The 17,420-nt window shown below is 68.7% G+C and carries 16 protein-coding genes; 6 read left to right on the top strand and 10 right to left on the bottom strand.

Annotated elements, in window-relative coordinates; translation table 11 throughout:
* Positions 1–4: 4 nt before the first annotated feature.
* From tssE to MKK68_RS15730, 10 genes are all read right to left on the bottom strand, one after another.
* Positions 5–496: a type VI secretion system baseplate subunit TssE gene (gene tssE, locus MKK68_RS15775; RefSeq protein ID WP_244031180.1), complete on the bottom strand. Its 492-nt coding sequence runs from the start codon at positions 494–496 to the stop codon at positions 5–7.
* A 147-nt stretch (positions 497–643) separates the two neighbouring features.
* Positions 644–2,107 (bottom strand): type VI secretion system contractile sheath large subunit, encoded by a 1,464-nt coding sequence (tssC, locus tag MKK68_RS15770; RefSeq protein WP_244031171.1) that lies wholly within the window; start codon positions 2,105–2,107, stop codon positions 644–646.
* Positions 2,108–2,243: 136 nt separating this feature from the next.
* Positions 2,244–3,743, bottom strand: a complete 1,500-nt coding sequence (gene tssC / locus MKK68_RS15765) for a type VI secretion system contractile sheath large subunit (protein WP_244031169.1) — start codon at positions 3,741–3,743, stop codon at positions 2,244–2,246.
* On the bottom strand, positions 3,743–4,258 hold the full coding sequence (tssB, locus tag MKK68_RS15760; RefSeq protein ID WP_244031167.1) for a type VI secretion system contractile sheath small subunit: 516 nt from the start codon (positions 4,256–4,258) through the stop codon (positions 3,743–3,745). The genes tssC (MKK68_RS15765) and tssB overlap by 1 nt, the downstream gene beginning before the upstream one ends.
* Positions 4,259–4,329: 71 nt before the next feature.
* Positions 4,330–5,448, bottom strand: coding sequence for a type VI secretion system protein TssA (tssA, locus tag MKK68_RS15755; RefSeq protein WP_244031165.1), 1,119 nt, complete (start codon positions 5,446–5,448; stop codon positions 4,330–4,332).
* Positions 5,445–5,933 (bottom strand): DUF6931 family protein, encoded by a 489-nt coding sequence (locus MKK68_RS15750; protein ID WP_244031163.1) that lies wholly within the window; start codon positions 5,931–5,933, stop codon positions 5,445–5,447. Before MKK68_RS15750 ends, tssA begins: the two co-directional genes overlap by 4 nt.
* Positions 5,934–6,063: 130 nt before the next feature.
* Entirely contained in the window at positions 6,064–8,229 is a 2,166-nt protein-coding gene (locus MKK68_RS15745; RefSeq protein ID WP_244031161.1) for a type VI secretion system Vgr family protein, read from the bottom strand.
* A gap of 32 nt (positions 8,230–8,261) precedes the next feature.
* On the bottom strand, positions 8,262–8,744 hold the full coding sequence (locus tag MKK68_RS15740) for an Hcp family type VI secretion system effector (RefSeq protein WP_244031159.1): 483 nt from the start codon (positions 8,742–8,744) through the stop codon (positions 8,262–8,264).
* Positions 8,745–8,808: 64 nt separating this feature from the next.
* The gene (tssH, locus tag MKK68_RS15735) at positions 8,809–11,427 is read right to left on the bottom strand and encodes a type VI secretion system ATPase TssH (RefSeq protein WP_409567251.1); all 2,619 of its coding nucleotides are present in this window, start codon (positions 11,425–11,427) and stop codon (positions 8,809–8,811) included.
* Between the two features lie 267 nt (positions 11,428–11,694).
* The gene (locus MKK68_RS15730) at positions 11,695–12,006 is read right to left on the bottom strand and encodes an STAS domain-containing protein (RefSeq protein WP_244031155.1); all 312 of its coding nucleotides are present in this window, start codon (positions 12,004–12,006) and stop codon (positions 11,695–11,697) included.
* A 93-nt stretch (positions 12,007–12,099) separates the two neighbouring features.
* Between MKK68_RS15730 and MKK68_RS15725 the strand changes: the two genes are divergently transcribed.
* The 6 genes from MKK68_RS15725 to tssK all read left to right on the top strand — a co-directional run bounded on the left by MKK68_RS15725 (position 12,100) and on the right by tssK (position 17,410).
* Positions 12,100–13,104, top strand: a complete 1,005-nt coding sequence (locus MKK68_RS15725) for an ATP-binding protein (RefSeq protein WP_244031153.1) — start codon at positions 12,100–12,102, stop codon at positions 13,102–13,104.
* Positions 13,101–13,484, top strand: a complete 384-nt coding sequence (locus MKK68_RS15720) for a PAAR domain-containing protein (protein WP_244031151.1) — start codon at positions 13,101–13,103, stop codon at positions 13,482–13,484. Before MKK68_RS15725 ends, MKK68_RS15720 begins: the two co-directional genes overlap by 4 nt.
* A gap of 107 nt (positions 13,485–13,591) precedes the next feature.
* The gene (locus tag MKK68_RS15715; RefSeq protein WP_244031149.1) at positions 13,592–14,689 is read left to right on the top strand and encodes a methyltransferase domain-containing protein; all 1,098 of its coding nucleotides are present in this window, start codon (positions 13,592–13,594) and stop codon (positions 14,687–14,689) included.
* A complete protein-coding gene (locus MKK68_RS15710) occupies positions 14,686–15,474 on the top strand; it encodes an FHA domain-containing protein (RefSeq protein ID WP_244031142.1) in 789 nt (262 codons plus the stop codon). The genes MKK68_RS15715 and MKK68_RS15710 overlap by 4 nt, the downstream gene beginning before the upstream one ends.
* A 40-nt stretch (positions 15,475–15,514) precedes the next feature.
* A complete protein-coding gene (tssJ, locus tag MKK68_RS15705; protein ID WP_313899234.1) occupies positions 15,515–16,015 on the top strand; it encodes a type VI secretion system lipoprotein TssJ in 501 nt (166 codons plus the stop codon).
* A gap of 63 nt (positions 16,016–16,078) precedes the next feature.
* Positions 16,079–17,410 (top strand): type VI secretion system baseplate subunit TssK, encoded by a 1,332-nt coding sequence (tssK, locus tag MKK68_RS15700; protein WP_244031138.1) that lies wholly within the window; start codon positions 16,079–16,081, stop codon positions 17,408–17,410.
* Positions 17,411–17,420: the final 10 nt, after the last annotated feature.

The raw sequence follows: 17,420 nt of genomic DNA, 5'->3' as shown, positions 1-17,420 counted from the left end.
GCGCTCACGCCTCCTTGTCGCGCTCGGCCGCAGCGATGCGGATCTCCCGCGACGCGGGATCGATCTGCGTGTCGTAGACTACGGCTTCGCTGCCCGCTTCAAGGATCAGGCTGCCGTGGATGCGGAAGCGCAGGGAGCGGTCGAGGGGATTGGCGGCCGAGACGAATTCCGCGGTGGCCCCGCGCAGGCGCGGCTCGAAGCGGCGGATCACTGCCTCCACCTCCCGGCGCAGCTCGTCGCGCTGGGTGTCGGTGATGATCGTCCTGCTGTGCAGGTCGGGCAGGCCGTAGGCCAGGATCGAGAGATTCAGCTCGCGCAAGGTCCGGGACCATGACCGGCAGAGGGGGCGCGTGTTGAACAGCGCCTCGAGGTCGCGGCGCACGGCCTCGCGCAGGCGTTGCAGCTGGGCCGGGCGGCCCTGCGGCTCGACCGCGCTGCCCAGCAGGAGGCGGTCGAGAACGGAGCTCTGCGGCGTCCTGCTGCCGGGGCGCGACATCGGGCGAACCATGAGGCCGTGACAGTCTTGGCTTTGGCCGGCCGCCGACCGGAGGGTCGGGCGCGCCGGGCGTTTCCTGCGGATCCGGGGCTCGGGGAAGCCCGGGGCTTAATCTGGCGGCCGGCGCACCGCGCCGGCCGGTCGGGTTCAGGCCGCCCGGGTGGCCCGGATCTCGGTCTGGAAGCGAAAGGCCGCGACCATCTGATCGACCTGGAAGTGGGGCGTGATGTGGATCACGCTGGTGAAGCTGCCCGGGCGGCCCGGAATCTCGCTCACCGAGACCTGGCCGGCATTGAGGGGGTAGCGGGCCTTGGTCGAGAAGCTCGCCTCGGGATTGCCCGTGACGTAGCGGTCGAGCCAGGTCTGGAGCTCGTGCTCGAGGTCGTTGCTGGTGATCAGCGCGCCGACCCGGTCGCGGACGATCACTTTAATGTAATGGGCAAAGCGGCTCGCGCAGAGCACGTAGTGCAGCATGGCCGAGAGGCGCTCGTTGGCGTCCACGACCGGGTTGAGCGCGCCCTCGGGGACGCGCAGCGACGGCGCGCCAAGGAGGGCGAGGTACTCGGTCATCCGGCACGGGCTCAAGGCGATCAGGCCCGCATCCTCGAGGGCCCGCTGCTTCCGGTCGGTGAACTCGACCTCGATCGGGCGCCGGTACGCCTCGGATTCCCCCGTCGAGAAGGCGGGATTCGGCAGGCCGGTGATCAGTCCGGCCTCTTCGAGATCCATCCGGGTGCCCCGGATGTCGGCGAACCAGCCCCAGTCACGGAACGCCCGGATCGAGACCGCGCCGACCGCGTAGGCGCCGTTGCCCCAGAGCCAGGTCCCCGTGTCGTGGCCGTGCGCGCCCTCGTGGTAGCGGAACCCGTCCCGGCGGCCGCCGTCGTCGCCCCAGGCCGCGCGCAGGAGGACGCGCGGCAGCACCACGCCGAGGAAGCGGCTGTCATCGCGGTGCTGCAGGGTCTGCCAGCGCTGGTACTCCGCGGAGCGGAAGACGGAGGTCAGATCCTGTGCGATGGCGAGGTCGGCGTAGTTCTCGACGCCGAGGAGTTGGGGGGCGGCCCCCACGAGACAGGGCACGAACGCGGCGGCGGCGACCTGGGACAGCCCGGCGAGCACGCCGACGTCGTCGACGCGGTAGGCGGCATCCCGCTTGTGGCGCACCGCGTGGTCGCAGATGAGCAGTCCGAACGGCAAGCCGCCCGGCATGCCGAACTCCTCGTTGTAGACCTTGTCGAACAGCGTACTCTGGTCGAATTCAAGCACCTTGTCGAAATCGCGCGCGAGCTCGGTCCAGGTGATCGGGAGGATGCGCACCTTCACGCGCGGGTCGTCGTCGGCGGTCTCCAGCAGGTAGCTCACGCCGCGCCAAGCGGATTCGAGTCGTTGGAGATCGGGATGCGCGAGGATGAGGTCGAGCTGGGCGGTGATCAGTCCGTCGAGGTCCGCGATGTCCCGGTCGACGATGTGGCGCAGGCCCTGCCGGCCCTTTCGCAGGGCGGCGGTGAGCGGCGCGTCCCCGAACCAGGCCGCGAGCGCCTCGGCCGGCTCGGTGCCGGCGGTGAACCGCCGGAGGGCCTCGCCCGCCGCGCCGGAGACGGCGTCGCGCACCAGCGTCGCCCGCGCGGGCTCCGTCCCGTCCCCGGTCCGGGCGGACCCCGGACGGCCTTTGCCGTCCGGGGTCCGCGGTGGCGCGTCAAGATCCGGCACGTGAGGATCGCATCGCGGTTCGGATCATGTCGGCGGCTTACCCAACCTTCGGGATGCGTGCGACCATGCGCAGCGACGTGGTGAGTTCCTCCATCTGGAGCCACGGACGCATGTAGGCGACCGCGTTGTAGGAACCTGGTGCGCCCGGGACCTCCTTCACGACGACCTCGGCGGCAGCGAGGGGGAAGCGGGCCTTCATCTCCTGTCCGGCCGCCGAGTTGCCGTTGACGTAGTTGCCGATCCAGTCGTTCAGCCAGGCCGAACAGTCGGACGCCTCCATGAAGGAGCCGATCTTGTCGCGCGCCATCACCTTGAGGTAGTGGGCGAAGCGGGACGAGGCCATCATGTAGGGAAGTCGGGCCGAGATCGCGGCGTTGGCGGTCGCGTCGGGGTTGTCGTACTTCTTGGGCTTCTGCGTGGTCTGCGCACCGAAGAAGACCGCGTAGTCGGTGTTCTTGTAGTGGCACAGCGGCAGGAAGCCGAGCTTCGATAGTTCCGACTCACGCCGATCGGTGATGCCGATCTCGGTGGGGCATTGCTGGTCGGTGTCGCCGTCGTCGCTGGTGAAGGTGAAGCTCGGCAGGTTCTCGACCTTGCCGCCGCCCTCGGCGCCGCGGATCGCCGTGCACCAGCCGTACTGGGCGAAGGCGTCGGTCAGGCGCTGGCCGAGCGCGTAGGACGCGTTCATCCAGGTGAACTTGTCCGCCGTCATGCCCGAGACGACGCCGTCCGCGCTGATCGGCGCTTCCTCGAAGTTGAACTCCTCGATGGTCTTGCCCGTCGTGCCGTAGGGGACGCGCGCCAGGACGCGCGGCATCACCAGCGAGACGAAGCGGCTGTCCTCGCTGTCGCGGAAGCTGCGCCACTTGATGTATTCGGGGCTGGCGAAGATCTTTTCGAGGTCGCGGGGCTTTGACAGTTCGGTGAAGCTCTCGAGCCCGAACATCCGCGAGTTGGCCGCCGTGATGAACGGTGCGAACGAGGCCGCGGCCACGTTCGACATCCCCTGGAGGATCTCCATGTCCTCGGCGCCGGCGCCGAACTCGTAGTCGCCGATCATCGCCCCGATGGGCTCGCCGCCGGCCACGCCGAACTCGGCCTCGTAGATCTTCTTGAAGATCTGGCTCTGGTCGAACTCGACGGCCTTGGTCAGATCCTTGTGAAGATCCTTCTTGGAGAGGTTCATGACCCTGAGCTTCAGGGACGAACCCGTCTCGCTGTTCTTCACGAGATAGTTGAGCCCGCGCCAGCTGCCCTCGAGCTTCTGGAAGTCGGGGTGGTGGATCACCGCCGACAATTGCTGCGAGAGCTTGGCATCGATCGCCTCGATGGCCCTGGTGATCGTCAGCGTCAGGTTCTTGTCGAACGAGATCGTTCCGGCCATCGCCTCCTGCGTGAGGGTGCGGAGCAGGTCCTGGACCTCGGTCGGATCGGACGTCTTGGTGGCGCCGATGGCCTGGTCGAGGAGACTGAGGCCGCCCTCGGCTTCGGTGGTGCCCGCCTGCGCGGCGGTTTCGGTCTGGGTCCCGGCGCTCATCACTCAGCTCCCTTGTCGGTCGCCCCGTCTAGCTCGGTCGAGAGCGTCTGGAGCTTGGCGGTGTTCTGCAGAACGTCCTCGAGCAGCCGCTCGAGATCCTCGGAGCGGTCGACCTTCGACATCAGGTCGCGCAGCTTGTTGCGCGCCGCCAGCAGCTTGCGCAGCGGCTCGATCTGATCGACGACCGCGCCGGGCTCGAAATCGTCCAGGGACTTGAACTTGAGGTCGACCGCGAGCTGGGACCCGTCGCCCGTCAGCGTGTTGTCGACCTTGAACTGCGCGCCGGGTGTCATTCGGGCCAGCACATCGTCGAAGTTGTCGCGGTCGATCTGCGTGAACTTGCGGTCCTTCAGGGGTTTGAGCGGCTCGTAGGGCTTGCCGGAAAAGTCGCCCATCACGCCCACCACGAACGGAAGCTCGCGCTTGACCTCGGACCCTTCCGTCTCGACGTCGTAGGTGAGGTGGACGCGCGGCTTGCGCACCCTGTTGAGTTTATGCTGTACGCTTTCGGCCATGACCACTGCTCCACTTTCGATAATCAACCAATAGCATCTACGCAAAACGAAGATAGTATCAGGCGAATAGATTACTCTTCTTCGCTGATGACTCTAATGCCCGCCGCCATCATTATGTGTTGCATGTGTTCAGGGCTTTCCGCAAGTTCTTTCAACAATTCCGGAAGTGTCAGGCGGGCCCGGCGAACGGCATCCTCGATCGTATAAGACAGCGGGGAATGTGGCTCGGTACGACGGAAATACGCACCGATTTGCCCGAGCAGGGTTAGCGCTTCGTCTCGGCTGTCGAACTCGCCCGGCCGGCGGGCCGGTGCCGGGCCGGTGCCCGCGACGCCGGGGCCGCCGACCGCCGCCGGGGCGCCCGCCGCGACCGTCCCGACGGCCTGCTCGGCCAGGGCGATGCGATCGCCTGCGACGAAGCGCAGGCCGCCCGAGACCGCGGAAAGCAGTTCCTGGAGCGGCGTGAAGGACGGGGCGTCCATCCCGGCCTTCTCGTCGAGGGCGTCCGACAGGCGCGTCAGCGTCGCCTCGCATTCGCCCAGGGTCGCCAGGGTGTCCCGCAGCACCGCGGGCGGCGTTTCCTGAAGGCTCTTGCGGAAGGTCTCGAGCGTGATGGTCCCGGTCTCGAGGCGCGCGGCGCGCCGGTCCGGATCACTGATCTTCTCGAGATCGTTCGCCTGCTCGTAGTGCCAGAACGAGAAGGACCCAGTCGCGCCGTCGGTGAGCGGTGTGTTGCGGATGGGCCGGTCGAGGGTGCCGGTGGCGCCGGAACCCGCGAGACCCGCCACGGGCGAGATCCTGATCTCGAGGCCGTCCTCGTCGGGCTGCGGATACAGCTCGTCCCAGAAGGTCTCGACGAGGCTGAGGAGGACGGTCAGTCCGTCGCGCAGGCCGACGAAGCCTTCCACGCGGATGAGCGCCTCGGTCAGCCACGTCGCTGCCTCGAGGTCCTTCGCTTGGCTCGTCAGCATCGTAAGGCCGAGATCGATCACCAGGCCCCATTCGTCCGGCACGGGCGCGTCCGCGTCGATCGCGGACCGCTCCACCGCCCGGGCCGCGGCCCGGGCGTCCTTGAGACGGTAATAGGGCGAGGCGCTCGAGGGATTCTCGCGCGGGTCGATGCCGGCGGGGTTCTCCCCCGGGATCGGCTCAAGGATGGCCGCGACGTCGATGACCGGTTCCAGGCTCACGCCGCCCCCTCCCCCGCCCGCGTCCGCGGGCGGTCCCCCGCGAGACGGCCGTTGCCGCCGTTGGCGACGTCGATCCCGCGGACCAGGATGTCGCGGAAGGTGTCGTCCGCCCGGGCGGGATCCACGGCCGCCGCCGCGAGCAGCAGGCTCGCGCCGACCCCGATGGGGGCGAGTTGCGGGCTCGGCATGACATCGGGGCTCCCCTCGGGGCCGATGCTGCCGCCCGACCAGTAGGCCGCGAGGGCCGCGTAGGCGGCCGCCCCCTGGAAAGCCAGCGCCTCCGCCGCGGGCAGGCAGGCCCGGCGCAGCGGGTCGCTCGGCGCGTAGACCCAAGCCTCGGCCCGGTCGAGGCACTGCGCCTCCCCGTTCGAGAGGGACGGCGCGAGGCTCGCGACGACGCAGGCCCACCAGACCCCCTCGCGCGCCGGCAGGGCATGCGCCAGGAACCGGACCGCGTCGCCGAAATGGCCGCCCCTGATCAGCACTGACAGGAAGCCCTGGGGCGACCCGCCCGGCAGAAGCCCCGCCGATCCTTCCGGGGACAGATCGAACCCGGCACAGATCTCCGCGGCGGAACGAGTTTGCACCTTCGAGAAGGGGGCCGCCGGAACAGGATCAGTTGATCTTGACAAGGGTCCCCCCGAACGTCGCGATCCCGTCCGCCTTGATGTTGATCATCGGCGCCTTCTCGTCGAGCATCGCCGTCGCCTTGAGGGCGATCTGGATGCCGTTGAGCGTGATGCCGGCCGGCGTGAGTTCCAGGGTGTTCTGGCCGCAGGTGAGCTTGACGGACTGCGCCGCGGTCAGGGCGATCTTGCCGATGCTGCAGGTGAGGCTCGCGTTGCCCGTGTTCACCTTGACGTCGTGATTGCCGGTCTTGACCGTCACGGCCCGGTTGCCGGTGTTCACGTCCAGCGTGTCGTTGCCGGTCTTGATCGTGTGGGTGCGGTTGCCCGTCGTGACCTCGTGGGTCTGGTTGCCCGTCTTCACGGTCAGGGTGTCGTTGCCCTCCTTGACCGTGATCGTACGGTCGTTCTTCACCTGCGTGATCTGATCGTGATCGACGGTGATGGTCTCGTCGTTCTCGACCTCGCGGGTCAGGTCGCGCTGGGCGTGTATGAGGAGGATTTCCTTGCCCTTGTCGTCCTCGAACGAGATCTCGTTGGCATCCGCCACCGCACCGTTCTTGGTCGAGCGGGTCAGGATGCCGCTCTTCGTCATCTTGTCGGGCAGGGTCCATGGCGGCGTGTTGGTGCCGTTGTAGACCGTGCCGGTGACGAGGGGCCGGTCCGGGTCGCCGTCGAGGAACTGGACGACCACTTCCATGCCGACCCGGGGGATGAAGACGGTGCCCCAGCTCTTGCCCGCCCAGGCCTGCGCCACGCGGATGAAGCAGGAACTCTTGTCGTCCTTCTTGCCCAGCTTGTCCCAGTAGAACTGCACCCGGATGCGGCCGTGCTTGTCGGTGTGGATCTCGGACCCGCTCGGTCCGACCACGAGGCCGGTCATCGGCCCCCGGACGATCGGCTTCCGCGGCGGCACCGGCAGCGGGATCGCGATCTCGGCGGGCACGCAGGTGAAGGTGTTGCGGTAGGGCTTGCGCCGGGCGTCGTCCCCGGGCTGGGTGTGGGTGGGCGGCTCGATCGCGTCGTGCCGCACCTGCGTCACCACGAAGCTGCGTCCGGCCAGCGCCGGATCGGCGTGGGCGGCGACCTCGAAGATCATGCCGGGTACGAAGCTGGGATCGGCGCCCGCGCCATGTCCGGTCTCATAGCGCCCGTCGGCACTGTCGGCGTTGATTTTGGCGGCGCGCTCGACGCTCGTCGTCTCGATCTTGCTGTCCTCGCCGTTCGACTTGACCAGCCCGGCCCCGTGGATCTGGTGCTGCCAGGCGGACTTGATCGCGGTCGGCGGCTTGCTCGACTGCTGCGTACTCTCCACGAGCGTGTCGGCGGTCTTGAACTCGTAGTCGGTGGCGAGCCACTTGTGGTCGGTCAGTTCGGGTCCGTACTCGAACGCCGTGATCGTGTCCGAAAACTGCGTCGCGTCGGCGGCGTACTGCACCGGCTTCGCCTGCCCGGAGGACCACGTCTTGGCGTCGTACAGGATCAGCGTGTGCTTTCCGGACGCGTGCTCGAACACGTAGAAGATGCCCTCCTCGTGCATGAGGCGGGTCAGGAAGTCGAAATCGGTCTCGCCGTACTGAACGCAGTACTCGCGCGCGATATAGGTGAGCGTCAGCTTATCCTGATACGCGATGCCCGCTTCCTTGAGCATCTGCACGATGATGTCCTTAGCGCTGAGGGCCTGGAACACCTTATAGCGGGAGCTGCGCTGCAGGATCCACAGCTTGGGCGAGACCTCCAGGTGGAACTCCCGCAGGCCCTGCTGGAGGATGCGCCCCGCCTGCAGCCGCGTGACGATGCCGTTGAGGCGCCGCTTCGGCTCGCCGCCCGCGGACCCGCCGGCGGCGGCCGGCTCCCGAAGATCCCGGCGCTCGCGGGGATCGGTCGTATCGCGCGTGTCGGCCGCGCCACCCGGGGCGGAGCCGCCGTCGTCGCAATCCAGCGACAGGGTGACGGCCTTGCCGAGCAGGTCGTCGGGCGCGATCGACTGCCGCGCGGACAGGGCCGTGACGTCGAACCGGAACAGGCGGGAGACGCCCTCCTCCCCGACCAGGGTGGTCGCGGCGAGGACGTCCTTGCCGAGCGGCGTCTCGAGATCGAACCAGCGGCCGGATCCACCGACTGTCCCCCGCCGTGCGGAATCGTCGTCCACCATGCGATCGATCCGTTCCCAAGGCGCCTTGCGGCTCAGCCCATCTTCGCCGTGGCGAGATCGAAGGAGTTGGAGCCGCCGGTGGCCTTCTTGTTGTCGCCGGTGGCGCCGACGAACTTGAACATGAACTTCGTGAAGTTCAGGCTGATCGACTCGTTCGGCGAATCGCCGCCGCTGGAGACCGAGTAGCCGGAGATGAGCGCGTTGGTGAGCTCGTACTGCGCGAAGACCTCGAGCTTACCCTTGTCGCCGGTGCGCGTGAAGTCGACCTTGACGGTCTTGCCCTCGTTGCCGATCAGCGACGATTCCCAGAGCTTCAGGGACGCCTTGTCCATCCGCTTGGTGAAGACGATTTCCGAGATGCTGGGCTTGCTCGTCTCGCGGCGGGCCGCGTCGCCCACGGGGGTGGAGATGCCGCGTCCGACGCCCATCTGGAAGGAATCGATCGCGATCCACTCCTTGTGACCCTCCTCGGTCGCATCGCCATCGATACCGTCGAACTTCAGGAAGATAGACATCGCTCAACCCTCTGGTGCTGTTGTCGAACTATTGCGGCGTGTGGGCGCCGTCACGGTCGCGCCGCTACTCGGCGGCGAGAGTGTCCCCTGCGCCCGTCGGGGATGCGGCCTGTCCCGTGTCACTGAACCGGAACGCACCCGTCTCCGAGAGGCCGATCGTCAGGCTCGGGATCGTCTCGCCCTCGGCGAGGCGGTGCAGGATCTGCGCGGAGAGGTCCGGGAGCAGACTATGCGACAGGATGTATTCGATGTTGCGCGCGCCGCTCTCCACCTCTGTGCAGCGGGCCGCGATCGCCTCGACGAGGTCCGGACCCCAGCTCAGCTCGGCCTTGTAGTTGTCGCGAAAGCGGCCGCGGATACGGTTCAGCTGCAATTCGACGATCTGCCGGATGACGCCGTCGGAGAGCGGGAAGTACGGCACCACCGAGCAGCGCCCGAGGAAGGCCGGCTTGAAGGTCTTGAGCAGCTCCGGCCGCAGGGCCTCGGCCAGCGCCTCCGGACTCGGCCGCGCCGCTTCGTCCCGGCACAGGCGATGGATCAGGTCCGTGCCGGCGTTCGAGGTCAGGATGATGATCGTGTTCTTGAAGTCAATGTCGCGGCCTTCGCCGTCGCGCAGCATGCCCTTGTCGAAGACCTGGTAGAACACGTCCTGCACGCCGGGATGCGCCTTCTCGACCTCGTCGAGGAGTACGACCGAGTAGGGCCGGCGCCGGACTGCCTCCGTCAGCACGCCGCCCTCGCCGTATCCGACATAGCCGGGCGGGGAGCCCATGAGGGTGCTGACCTTATGCTCCTCTTTGAACTCCGACATGTTGATGACGGTCATGTTCTGCTCGCCGCCGTAGAGCAGCTCGGCCAGCGCCAGCGCCGTCTCCGTCTTGCCGACACCGGAGGTGCCGACCATCAGGAACACGCCGATCGGCTTTCGCGGGTCGGCGAGCTTCGCGCGGGAGGTCCGCACGGTTTCGGCCAGGGCCGCCAGGGCCTGGGGCTGGCCGATGACCCGCTTCTCGAGCCGGTCCTCAAGGGACATCATCGTCTTGATCTGGTCCGACATCATCCGGCCCACCGGGATTCCGGTCCAGTTCGCCACCACCTCGGCGATGGCCTGCCCGTCGACGGCGACCCGCATGAGGGGCCGGTCGCCCTGAAGCGCGGCGAGCTCACGGTCGAGGTCCGCGAACTCGGCGCGGATTGCGGCGGGGTCGCGCGGGGCGGGGTCGGCATCCGCCGCCGTGTCCTGCTCGGCCTCCGCGCGCAGGGCGCGCAGGCGCTCCACGAGGTCGCGCTCGGCCGCCCACTGCACTTCCAGCGCGGCGAGCTCCTCCGCGACCTGGTCGCGTTCGGCCCGCGTCTCCTCGATGCGGACCGTATGGTCTCCCCCGACCCGCTGCTCGCGGTCGAGCACTCCGAGGCGATGGTCCAGCGACTCGATGCGCCGCTGGCGGTCCTCCACCATCGCGGGCGTCGCCCCGTGCCCGACGGCGACGCGTCCCGCCGCGGTGTCGAGCAGGCTCACGGCCTTGTCGGGAAGCTGGCGGCTGGGGATGTAGCGCCGCGAGAGGCGGACCGCCTCCTCGGCCGCCTCGGCCAGGATGCGTACGCCGTGGTGCTTCTCGAGGGCCGGCACGATGCCGCGCATCATCGCGATGGCCGCCTCGTCGCTCGGCTCCTCGACCTTCACGACCTGGAAGCGGCGGGTGAGAGCCGGGTCCTTCTCAAAGTACTTCTTGTACTCGGCCCAGGTGGTCGCCGCGATGGTCCGCATCTCGCCCCGGGCCAGGGCCGGCTTGAGGAGGTTGGCCGCGTCGCCGGTGCCGGCCTGGCCGCCGGCCCCGATCAGGGTATGGGCCTCGTCGATGAAGGTGATGATGGGCTTGGGCGAGGCCTTCACGGCATCGATCACCGCCTTGAGCCGCCCCTCGAACTCGCCCTTCATGCTGGCGCCGGCCTGGAGCAGGCCGAGGTCGAGGCTGTGGATCTCGACGTCCCGCAGCACCGCCGGCACGTCGCCCTGCGCCACCTTCAGGGCAAAGCCCTCGACGACCGCGGTCTTGCCGACGCCCGCCTCGCCGGTGAGGATCGGGTTGTTCTGCCGGCGGCGCGTCAGCACGTCGACGATCTGCCGGATCTCGGTGTCGCGTCCCAGCACCGGGTCGATCTGCCCGTCGCGGGCGCGCTGCGTCAGGTTGGTGGTGAATTGGTCGAGCGCCGAGCGGCCCGCGGCGTTGCCGGCCCCCACCTCCGGATCGGCCTTCAGGGTCGGGGCAGCCTGCGCGGAGGCGCCGGACTCGTTGCTGGACGCGGTGATCTCGCTGAAGCGGGTGTTCAGCTCCTCGGACTTGATGTGGCCGAGCTGGCGCGAATCCTCGCGGGCGAGGGCTGCGAGCGCCTCCTCGCTCATCAGGGCTGCCAGCAGGTGGCCGCTGCGCACCGCGGTCTCGCCGCGCTGGAGCGAGGCGAAGAGCCAGGCTTCCCGCACGAGCTTCGTGACGCTCGGCGACAGGGCCGGGGTACGGCTGTTGCCGGTTTTGAACCGGTCCAGCACGCGCGTAAGGTCGGCCACGAGGCGGCCGGGATCGGCCGAGAAGTAGCCCAGGATCGCGCTGATGTCGTTGTTCGAGGCTTCCGCGAGCTTCAGGAGCCAGTGTTCAATTTCGACATTGTAGTGTTGCCGACTCAACGTCAGCGCTACCGCGCCCTCGAGCGCCTGTCGACAGGCGGGATTGAGGCGGCCGATCAAGGTTTGAAGCTCACCAGTCACGAAATCACGCCCCCTATTGCCGCGTCGCCGTCCTGTATGAACCTAGACGATTCGTTTCTTGGCTCGCTGCGGGAGCCGGGGTACTTCGCCGGGCAAAATTTATTAAAGTACGCCTGCAGGTAATTGAGATTCGTATAGTTGCGGCCGGCGCCGACTGTCAAGCCACCTCCGCTGGTGATTTCTCCGTTAGCAGGCGTCTTGGACAGTGAACAACCTCAAAAATCCGCTCATCTCAAAAACTAGCTTTACGCGTTCGTTCATCCCACAAATCGCAAGCTCGCCCTGCGCAGCTTTCATGCGCTTGGCAGCCCCGAGCAAGGCCGAGAGGCCCATGCTGCCGATGTATTCGAGTTTCGAAAAATCGAGTAAAATCCGTATATCGCCGCGCTGGATCGCCCCGGTCAAGACGCGATCAAGATTTCGTGCGGTGTTGGAGTCGAGCCTGCCGGTGGGCTCGATCACCAGGTGATTGTCCCGTCGGAGTTCTTGGATCTGCATGGGTAGACTCTTGCGAAGACGGTGGGAGGTTGTATAGCTCGGCTTTAGTCGGGCCGCCAGGGCGGATCATCGAAGAGCGATCGGGAGCAATCCATGGCGTCCGACGCGGGGGAGATCAGCCAGCTGCTCCTCGACGCGCACCGCAGCCTGATGCCGCCGTCGTTTCCGCCCCGGCGCGACCTCGACTTTGCGGCGCTCGCCACGGAGTGCGACGGCGGCGTCGTCCTGTTCCACGACGTCTTCTGGTCGCGTCAGGACCGGCTCGCCTGCTTCGTCGTGCGCATCGGCGGCGGCGAGGCCGGTAGCCTCATGGCGCACGCGCTGCGGGCGCTGCTGCGGGCGGGTCTGCGCAGCCACGCTCCCGACCGCGCGCTCGCCCTGAGCCTGGCCGCCCTGGACCGCGTCGGGGGCGTGCAGGTGGATGCGGCGGCGGCGACGCTCTCTACCACCACCGGCGAGGCCGGCTTCGCCCATCGCGGCGCCGGCACGGCCGCCTGGCTCACGGAGGGCGGCGGCGTCTGCTGGCTGGCCGTCGGGCCCGTGGCCCCCCTTCCCGCGCAGGGCGATCCGACCGAGGCGTCCGAACTCGTGCGGGCCGCCCTCGCCGGCACGCGCTCGACGGCTGCCCTGGCGGTCGCCCTGCGGCGCGGGCCGGCCGGGCACAGGCGCACCTTCTTGCTCGCCAACGAGGTCGCCGGGATCAGCCCGGTCCTCGGCGAGATCGAGCAGCACCTGCGCGGCCTCGGCGCCGATCAGGTGGCGCTGGCCGGGCTCGAAGTGGCGCTGGACGAACTTCTCACCAACATCGTCCTCTACGCCTATCGCGACGGGGAGGCGCACGAGATCATCGTCCACCTGGACACGCGGGACGAGTGCCTTCGCATCCAGGTCCACGACGACGGGACGCCCTTCGATCCGACCCTCGCCGAACCGCCGGACCTCGAGGCCGACCTCGACGACCGCCCCCTCGGGGGCCTCGGCCTCCACATCGTCCGCACGGTGTTCGAGACCATCACCTACCGGCGGGTCGAGGGCTGGAACGTGCTCGCGCTGACGAAGCCACTGCCCGTCGGGCGAACCGGGGAGCTACGGACATGAAGCCGGCCGCGCGCATCAGCGACCTCATCCTCCAGGACAACCCGCACTGCCACGCGCCGATCCACCCGGCCGCGCTCGTGCCGACCCCCGCCCCCCATCCGGCGATGCCGCTCGCCATCGTGAAGGGGCAGCCGAACGTGCTGATCGGCAACCTGCCCGCCGCCCGGGTGTCCGACCTGTCCCAGCCCTGCATCCTCGCGAGCTGCGTTCCCGGAGGCCCCGGGATGATCGCCATAGGTTCGTCCTCGGTGCTGATCGGCGGCCTGCCAGCGGCCCGCATGGGCGACATGACGAGCCATCCGACCTGCGTTGCTCCGATCCCCGCCCCGACGGGCAAGATCATTCCGCCCTGCTGCCCCACCGTCCTGATCGGGGGGTAGGCGCACGTCCGAGCGCAGGCTGGTCCTCCGCCAGTCCTTCCGGACCCGCAGGGTCATCTCACCATGCCGCGTCGCCCCGCCAAGGGGCGCCGGTCTCAGGCAACCGCATGCTGATCGAACGCTTCGAGCGCCTGGCCCCCATCTGCCCCGCCTGCCGCATGCGCGGCGCGGAGGAGCCCCTTCGGATCGCGGCCGTCGAGGTCGAGCGGTCCGATGACGTGGAGGCGGGCATCCTGGCCTGTGCCGCCTGCGGGACCGAATACCCGATCCTCGACGGTGTTCCGGTGATCGTGCCGGACCTGTCCCGCTACGTGCAGGACAACCTGTTCTACCTGCTGATCCGCGGCGAGCTGCCGGCCGGAGTGGCCGGCCTGATCGGGGACGTGGCGGGCCCCGGCAACGCCTACGACGTGATCCGCCAGCACCTGTCCTGCTACGTCTGGGACCATTGGGCCGACCAGGACCCCGCCGAGGCCACCGCCGGGGACCCCGGGGCGCCACGGCCCGGCGCCATCGTCCGGGCCGTCGCGTCGGGGCTGGACCTGCTCGGGTCCGGTCTGCCGGAGGGCCCGGTCCTCGACATCGGCTGCGGAACCGGCCGCTCGGTCGTCGAGCTCGCCGCCCGCACCGGACGGGAGGTCCTCGGCATCGACCTGTCGGTGCCGCTGGCGCGTTTCGCCCGGGACGCCATCGGACGGCGGAGGGTCGCCTACGACCGGCGCCGCCTCGGGCTCGCCTACGAGCGCCGCCGGTTCGACATCGGCCTCGCCTGGCCGGCGGGATCCGCCGAGATCTGGCAATGCGACCTCCTCGCCCTGCCGTTCCGGCACGACAGCTTCGCCCTCGCCGCCGGCTTCAACGTGCTGGACAACCTCGCCGATCCGCGCGCCGGGCTCGCCGCGATGGAGGCCGTGCTGCGGCCCGGGGGCGGTGCCGTCCTGTGCGCGCCCTTCGACTGGTCGGCCAACGTCACCCCGCCGGCCGCGTGGCTCGGGGGCCTCTCGCGCGGGGGCTCCGGCCCCGAGCCCGCGCTGGCCGGGCTGTTGGCCGAGGGCGGGGCGTTGCATGAAATCCGCACCCGGGACATCCCGTGGCACGTGCGTCTCCACGACCGTTCGCACGTCTGTTATCGCAGCCATCTCGCGACCGCGCGCCGCCGGGGCGCGCCCGAGGACACCCTCCCCTCAGGACGGGCGCAGGCATGAAACTCATCCTTCACCTCGTCGGCCCGCCGCGCCTGATGGGTGCGCGGCTCCGCTGCGAACTCGACGCGGGCAGCGTCTCGCTCGGCCGCTCGCCGGAAGCCGACTGGGTCATCCCGGACAGCGAGCGCCTGATCTCCCGGATCCACCTGCGCATTGATGCGAGCCACGGCGCGTTCGTGCTCACGGACACCTCCGTCAACGGCGTCTACGTGAACGGAAGCGCGGAGGCGGTTGGCTACGGGACCTCGGTGGAACTGCGCGACGGCGACGCCCTGCGCGTCGGGGAAGCCCAGATCGCCGTGGAGATCGCTGCGTCCGGGCCGCCCGCCGCGTCCGCCGGCCTGTTCCCCTTCCACGCACAGGCCTTCGTGGCGCAGATCCAGCACGCCGTCCCGACACCGGCGGCACCCCCGCCGCACGACCACCTCGGCGGGCCGTTCGGGCCGGCCCCCGCCGCCGAGCGCATCGCTCCGCGCACGGTCATCGACGCGAACTGGATGACCACGCCGATCGCCCGCCCCCCATCGCCCGCGCCGCCGCCGGTCCGACCGGAGGGCGCCGGGAGCGGGGCGCTCACCCTGCGACCCCTCCTCCGGTCCCCGCTCGACGGGGCGGGCGGCCACGCTTCCGCCCCACGCAGCGTGCAGGCCCTGGTCAAGGCGCGTCCGGACCTCACGCCCCAGCGCTTGGCCGCGGCCATCGACGCGGCGGGGCAAGACCTCGACGCGGAGGCTTGGCAGGCGTTGTACAGAAGATTTCAATCATTCCTCGATATCGAAAACTGAATTACTCCTCCGCCTAGGGCACAGCAACGGGAGCTAAATTGTGCGACCGAAGATAGTACGGGGCGTCCTGCTGGCTGGTTTCGCCGTACTCCTCTCTAGCTGCATGGAGAAGAAGGAGCCGCCGCCGCTCGAGATCGAGATCAAGCCATCTGCCGGACAGACCATGGATTTCCTGGTCGAGGCTTCGCCACTGATCAATCCCGACGCGGAGAACACGCCCTCCCCCGTCGTCGTCCGCATCTATCTCCTCGCCTCGCAGACCGCCTTCACCAACGCGAACTTCTTCCAGCTCTGGGAAAAGGACGAGGCGACCCTCGGCCCGGCCTCTCTCGTGCGCTACGATACCGTGCTGCCGCCGAGCGGCGTTCGCCAGATCGCGGCCAAGCTGCCCGAAGGAACCGCGCTGATCGGCGTAACTGTGGGATTTCGGGACTATCGGAACGCCAAGTGGCGTGCTCTTGTTCCGTTCACCGGTGACCGCACGCTCAAGGTGAAGGTCCAAATCACGACGAAGTCGGTTGCCGTCGTACCCCAGGAATGATCGGAAGCAGCCCGAGAGCCGCGCAGCTGGGTCCGCCAGCCGCTTCGGGAGGAGAGGACGCGGATGGCCTTTGACGATCGTGTCGTCTGGACGGAGGGGATGTTCATTCGTCCCCAGCACTTCCAGCAGGAGGCGCGCTACTTCGAGCAGACCCTGCGGCGGCGCATCGAATCCGTGCGCGGTTACGCCTGGGGCCTGAGCGAGCTGCGCCTGAACCGCGGATTGCTGGCGACCGGTCGCTTTGCCCTGGAACGGGCGGCGGGCGTCTTCGAGGACGGTACCCCCTTCGCGCTGCCGGAATCGGCCGACCATCCCCTGCCCCTGGACCTCCAGCAGGGCGTGCGCGACTGCGTGATCTACCTTGCGCTGCCGGTCTACCAGCCGGGCGACGACACCATCGGCGATCCGGGACCGGACGGGACCACCCGCTACGCCGGGGCCGCGTTCGACGTCCCGGACACCAATCTCGGGCAGACCAGCACGGCCACGATCGGCGTGGGGCGTCTGCGCCTGCGCTACGTGCTGGAGACAGCCGACCGGCGGGGTCTGCACTGCATCGGGCTCGCCCGGATCGTCGAGGTGAGGGCCGACAACAGCGTCGTCCTCGACGACAGCTACATCCCGCCGATCCTCGACGCCTCCGTCTCGACCTTCATCGCGAGCCTGCTCACCGAGGTGGTCGGTCTGCTCAACCACCGCGGGGCGGCGATCGCGACGCGGCTCTCGGCGGGCGACACCGGCACGGCGGCGGACCTCACGGACCTGATGATGCTGCAGGCGATCAACCGCGCCCAGCCGCTCTGCAGCCACCTGGCGGACGCCTCGCGGGTGCATCCCGAGGACCTCTACCGCGTCCTGATCACCCTGGCCAGCGAACTCGCGACCTTCACGGCGGCCGGCCGGCGGCCGCAGGCCTTCCCGATCTACGACCACGACAACCTGCAGCTTTGCTTCATACCCGTCGCCGCGGCCCTCCGGCAGGCGCTCAACGCCGTGCTCGACCGGGGCGCGATGGTGATCCCCCTCGTCGAGCACCAGTTCGGCATCCGCGTGGCCCAGGTCGCGGACCGCTCGATCTTCACCCGCTACGCCTTCTTCCTCGCGGCCCGCGCGTCCGTGCCGGCCGCAATACTCACACGCAGTCTGCCCGCACAGACCAAGGTGGGCACAGTCGAGCAGATCCACGAACTGATTAATTCGGCGCTCCCGGGAATTCCCGTCCGCAGTCTGCCGGTGGCGCCGCGCAAGATTCCCTATCACACGGGAAAAGCCTACTTCGAACTCGACCGGTCGGACGGACTGTGGAAGCATGTCGCCGCTTCGAGCGGGATGGCTATACAGATCGCCGGCGAATTCCCCGGCCTCGAGCTCGAACTTTGGGCAATCAAGGACTGAACAGGACGGA

This window comes from Methylobacterium sp. E-016 (genome assembly GCF_022829745.1).
In the GTDB taxonomy this organism is placed as follows: domain Bacteria; phylum Pseudomonadota; class Alphaproteobacteria; order Rhizobiales; family Beijerinckiaceae; genus Methylobacterium.
The sequence above is the reverse complement of the archived record's forward strand: the minus strand, read 5'-3'. Positions and strand labels throughout refer to the sequence as shown.